At 40.8% G+C, this 5,146-nt stretch carries 6 protein-coding genes and 1 pseudogene; 2 read left to right on the top strand and 5 right to left on the bottom strand.

All coding sequences use genetic code 11. The features are described 5' to 3' along the window. Positions 1-28: 28 nt before the first annotated feature. Positions 29-133: pseudogene (locus tag BM283_RS20245) on the bottom strand (IS5/IS1182 family transposase); the annotation flags it as partial. 232 nt (positions 134-365) lie between these two features. Here BM283_RS20245 and BM283_RS17135 point away from each other — a divergent pair. After that, positions 366-1,379, top strand: coding sequence for a spherulation-specific family 4 protein (locus BM283_RS17135; protein ID WP_175492217.1), 1,014 nt, complete (start codon positions 366-368; stop codon positions 1,377-1,379). On the opposite strand, the gene BM283_RS18420 is transcribed toward BM283_RS17135, so the two are convergent. From BM283_RS18420 to BM283_RS18415, 4 genes are all read right to left on the bottom strand, one after another. Next, positions 1,376-1,621 (bottom strand): hypothetical protein, encoded by a 246-nt coding sequence (locus BM283_RS18420; RefSeq protein WP_139225338.1) that lies wholly within the window; start codon positions 1,619-1,621, stop codon positions 1,376-1,378. The two genes, BM283_RS17135 and BM283_RS18420, sit on opposite strands and share 4 nt — an antisense overlap. Before the next feature lie 220 nt (positions 1,622-1,841). Then, a complete protein-coding gene (locus tag BM283_RS19130) occupies positions 1,842-1,994 on the bottom strand; it encodes a hypothetical protein (protein WP_175492216.1) in 153 nt (50 codons plus the stop codon). Positions 1,995-2,008: 14 nt separating this feature from the next. Next, positions 2,009-2,311 (bottom strand): Type 1 glutamine amidotransferase-like domain-containing protein, encoded by a 303-nt coding sequence (locus tag BM283_RS17130; protein ID WP_302848312.1) that lies wholly within the window; start codon positions 2,309-2,311, stop codon positions 2,009-2,011. A gap of 144 nt (positions 2,312-2,455) precedes the next feature. Continuing rightward, the gene (locus tag BM283_RS18415; protein WP_139225337.1) at positions 2,456-2,647 is read right to left on the bottom strand and encodes a hypothetical protein; all 192 of its coding nucleotides are present in this window, start codon (positions 2,645-2,647) and stop codon (positions 2,456-2,458) included. Positions 2,648-4,358: 1,711 nt separating this feature from the next. On the opposite strand from BM283_RS18415, the gene BM283_RS17125 reads away from it, so the two are divergent. Further along, positions 4,359-5,000, top strand: a complete 642-nt coding sequence (locus BM283_RS17125) for a PRC-barrel domain-containing protein (protein ID WP_175492215.1) — start codon at positions 4,359-4,361, stop codon at positions 4,998-5,000. Positions 5,001-5,146: the final 146 nt, after the last annotated feature.

Genomic DNA, 5,146 nt, shown 5'->3' with positions numbered 1-5,146 from the left:
CGCGCCATGGACAGCCAACCCGCATTCAATACAGTATGCCTTCTACCGTCATGCGCAGATTGCGCTTGTTATCAATCGATTCTTGAAGCAGAATCTTCTCCAGCTTCGACCAGTACTCATCATTGAGCCTCATTCGGACATCGCAAACTCGTTTTGTTGGTGGTATAGGAACCCCAATATTACGAGTTTGTTTTTATCTATGAAATACTTATCTTAAAACGTCAACAGACCCTAGCAGTTCTAATTATGCCAGGTAACTCTCCAGTTTCTATCAATAGTAATTTCCTAGTACTAAAGTACGATATCTATGCATCGGAAGAGGTAAGAGAATAATGCATATGAATTCCATTAGGAGATTATTTGACATGAGCATAAAAGGCTTGATTTCCCTTTCCACAGCTTATTTGTCAGTGGTATTCAGCGCGAACATTTACGCCACTAATCTTTTTGTTCCAGCCTATTTCGATCCATCAAGCCCCCCGGCTCCGGCTTACTGGAATGGCTTGGCTGCAGCAGCTCAAATAGTACCTACTACCGTAATTATTAACCCAGACAATGGGTTTGGGATGAGCGCTGATCCTGGCTATGTTACGGCTATCGATTTAATTCGTGGCTCTGGGGGAAAGGTAATTGCTTACGTACATACCGATTATGGAGATCGCCCACTGATCGATATCGCTATCGAAATTGATAATTACATAGCCTTCTATGTGATTGATGGTTTCTTTATTGATCAGATGGCAGCAGACGGAACGGATGAAAACATTCTGTATTACGAACAAATATATAACTACATTAAAAATAAAAGTAGCCATTATTCAGTAACGGGAGACCCTGGAGTGGTACCCGATGAAATTTACTTAAGTAAACCAGTTGCTGATAATTTAGTGGTATTTCAGGGCAGCATGAGGAGTTACGTAAACTTTAAGCCAGAACAATGGCAACGAAATTACCCGAAGGATCGATTTATTCATATTGTGTATAGCGCAACATGGTATCAGATGATGCAGGCGTTCAGTCGGGCTGACACAAACTATGCTGGTAATCTGTACGTAACCGATGATAGTCTTCCGAATCCTTACGACAGCCTTCCGCAGTATGGAGAATTGGAACTCGAGATGGCAACCGTAACGCCTAACAGAGAGCAAAAGATCTTTATTTTTGCCGAGCAATTGTTTCCGCAATATTTTTCTCCTGCAAACGTAGATAATCAGCAGTTTGATGGGTTCATCTACCGCTATTATTCAACCACCAATGCATACATAGGGATTAAGAACGGCGATGTGTTCATACTCGGTGATGCCTTTGGCCCAAGCATTCGGCGTATCGATACAATTGAAAATACACTTCAACTCTTGGAAAGCGCAGCGGGCTCCTAAGGTTTATTCACCGGGATGATCACTAGATACACGATCGGTGACCCTGGTTGGCGCGAGTAAAAGCTCAAGCCGGTCGAGTTAGTCTTAAGCGGGACGAGCTCCACGCTATCGCTCGTCCAGGGGTCGTTGGGAGCACACGCACGGGATGACTTACTTCTATGCCCCGCCCCGCAGCGGCCAACTACACGTCCCCTGGGAGTCAATCTGGGCTCTATTCTTCTCCCCAAAATCCGCCATGGCATGCGCCGACTTGCACCTGTCATATTCGCTAGTATGGTGAGAAATTATCTCAGTCTGAAGTTAACCCTCACTCTACTGCAGAAACAAGATGTTTCCTGCCACTAATTCCATACCAGTCCCATAAATGGTAAGTGCCTCTCGCTGCAGCATTAATTCGATACACGTTGATGTCATTACAGATTAGCGGGCTGCCTGCTTAACAAACTTCTGGTGCACAGGAGCTTACAGGAAATATGCGTTGCTTTTACCCATCACTGTACCGCTAGCGTGAGCATCAATAAGTAGCGCTGTTTCTTGATCGATAGAAATAGCACGAGGCCGATCAGACCATCCGTTATCATAAATACGACACAAAAAGTCGATGGTACGCCCCATGCGATCACGGGGTATTACGCGGCATCACCGATTAAGCCTTGAAGAATTGATAAATTCACTAAATCCCGATCAAGTGTAATGCACTTATTAAAAGGATCGGCAAGCCCTTCACTGGACGTCATGCCCTTGTTGAGAAGTGCAGAATAGATAAACTGGGCAAGAACATCTAAGCCTGCACTTGTTCCGCCAATTGGAACACCTTGTAATATGCGCTCATTAAGAGCTCTCTGCATGAGTGTTCCCTTCCAATAATTGATGTAATTGAATTGATCGCCGCCTGCAATCCATATTGCTTCAGCCTGATTGGTAGTGTTGATGACAAATTCATCTTTTGCAGCGTCTACGGATGGGATAATGAGTGTTGCAACTGAGTTACTACTTGAGCTAGCTGCTGAATATAAGGGTTATAGGCATCTTTCCCGGCTGCTCGGATTACCAGAAAGTCTCCATTGCCACTCAATTTACACATTACACATCCACTGAAAAGCTGTGTCTACATCGATACCCGCACCCATCAGTACTATGTCTGATTGGGTTGTCGAAGTGATATCGGCCTGATTCCCTAAGTGATAATATTCATAAGGAGGTTTCTTCTCAGCAAACAAGAGGAGAGAGAATGTCAAAAACAGCAGAACAGTTATATAGCGCATCATTATCACTACTTTTAATGCAGATAAAAAAACTACTATGACATTTTGAACGACGGATCAGAATATGTACGCTATGTGAAAGCGCAACTCGAAATACAACGCTCACTTCGGCGCACGCACCGGCACAATTCATAAATATTATTATATAACATCATGTTACAGATCGATTGGCTCCTATCCCTTATCTCATACCAGTGATCGTCAGATTAATAATCCGGAGTTCAGCCACTTATGATCACAACTAATTTTCCACCTAATAAAAGTAGGTGGATTAGCATATCTTGGGTGCAAACAACTAAAGTGTCTATCCGCACCCGGCTAAACGCGCATGAGTCAGTATATTTAAAGTCGAGGTCATCGTTTAAAGACGATGGTATTACTAAATTTATGGAAATAAAATGAGCAATTCCCTGATAAGTTAATAACCAGACAAGGGTTTCATGTAGCTCTCCGCAACAGTCAGCACTGTTTCGGATGTGCTCATACAGCATGGTTTAACGCGGGTTTCCGCTCTACCACCAGTTCAAAAACCACCCCTTCATCCAGTTGGTTTTTTCGCCTACTCTTGCGTGTTTCCGCGGATTCATGCCGACTTCAAGGTTTCAAAAAATCATACAGATTCGCTCAATTTTTCTCTCTTTGTGCCATGATTCTCTTCACTCCTGTCCGTCATGCAAGTGTGAAGCCCACAGGTTAGAATTTTTTATACCATTTAAATAAACCAATTACGCTCGCACTGATCAAGTGGTTTATTTTCAGCATTGGTAGACGGAGGAAATCACACCGATTTCACAAGGAAAAATTATTGTCTGATGGATTACTATTATCATTTCATCAACGAAACGCTTGACGGTACTTTGTTATAGAAGGCATGTACATCAATCTGAAATAGAGCCGAATTTAAAGGACAGATTTATTTAGGGGATGGAGCTTCCGTAATTGATATGCAAAAAAGAATTGGGCAAGAAATGATTTAAATATATTCAAGCAGTAAAAATGGTCGGTTGCACAAAGCCTGTGTTTATTTGAAATTGCATGCAATACAAAGACTGGAAAGCGACTGTTAAGGGTACTCTGTTCATGTGATTCTAATTTTCAATAGAAACAGCAGTTATAAAATAACGTCATGCCTTATGAAAAATAAGCTTTATACTAAAAATTACTGGCTTTTATATTGGGAATTAGAATAAGAGCAAGAATGCTTGAATCTGGATCTGGCTCCATTTGCTATCCATTACCTAATAAGGTCATACCCACCAAAATTCATGTAGTATCAGTATTTATCTGCTACAGCTTGATAGATATGAAGATATATGATGCGGTGATATAGCCAAAATAAAAACCCTTTTTCTGGTTTATGTACGCTTTCGTACAGATAATTACCTGATCTTCTTGCTAGGATGAATTCTCCTTTTAAAAAATAAGGCTCATAAATATCACTAGTGAATCCATACTCATGCTTGTGATAGGGCTATTTTTTTGTTAACGGCGCGGTTATAGATTGTTATTAGCAGCAAAATTAACATGGCTAACCAGTTCTTCAAAGACTCGACCAAATTAATAGATCTCGAACCGTTCGTTCTCTTATGTGCTAATAAATTAATTAAAAAGTCAAGGGAGTTAAATCATGATACATAGTAAATTTCTTTTCAACATAGCGTCCATAGTCAGTCTCAGTTTTTTATTTACTTGCGTATCCGCACATACTAGCAGTATGCAGAATTGGGAAAAAGGCAGTCATTCGAAGAGTAGCGCTGAACAGCCTTATGGTAATAGTGATAATGTTGAATGGGGCTCCACCGATGTGACCTATGATATCACTGCCAAAAATTTTATGGATATGAAGGTTGTTGATCAGACTGGCAAGAAGGTTGGTAAAATTGATGACTTGATATTGAGCACAAAAGAAAAAGTTGCTTATGCAATCATATCATTTGGCGGCCTGCTCGGCGTTGGTAATAAATCGGTCTCTGTCCCATTTCAGGATATAGATATACGCAAAGAAAAGAAAGAAGCTGTGATTAATCTTTCTAAGCAACAGTTAGAAAAAATGCCTGAGTTTAAATTGGAATATGCCAGCAGCCATAATCACCAGACAAACAGTCTCTCTGTAACCAGTCGCATTGAAGATTATGATATAAACGCTAAAAAGCTTTTTGATATAGACGTCATTGATAAAAATGGCAAGAAAGTAGGTAAAATTGATGACTTGTTATTAAGTCCAAACGGCAAAGCTATGTATGGAATAATGGATGTCAATGATATGCTCGGCATGGGTAAAAAATCGGTTGCCGTACCATTTCACCACTTAGCAGCTAATAGAACAGAAGAGAGAATTTTATTAGATGGTTATTAAGGAGCGGTCAGAAAAAGTGCCAGGTTTAAATTTAGAAATAAAGATTAATAAAACGTGAGTTCGACATAAGAATCATCAAATCACGACTGGAAGAGCTTGAGGGAGCCTGATATTAAGTGAGGGTTTCTTCTCGCGAAAGGTGTAAG

Origin of the sequence: Nitrosomonas sp. Nm34 (assembly GCF_900113925.1) — a bacterium.
Taxonomy (GTDB): Bacteria; Pseudomonadota; Gammaproteobacteria; order Burkholderiales; family Nitrosomonadaceae; genus Nitrosomonas.
The sequence above is the reverse complement of the archived record's forward strand: the minus strand, read 5'-3'. Positions and strand labels throughout refer to the sequence as shown.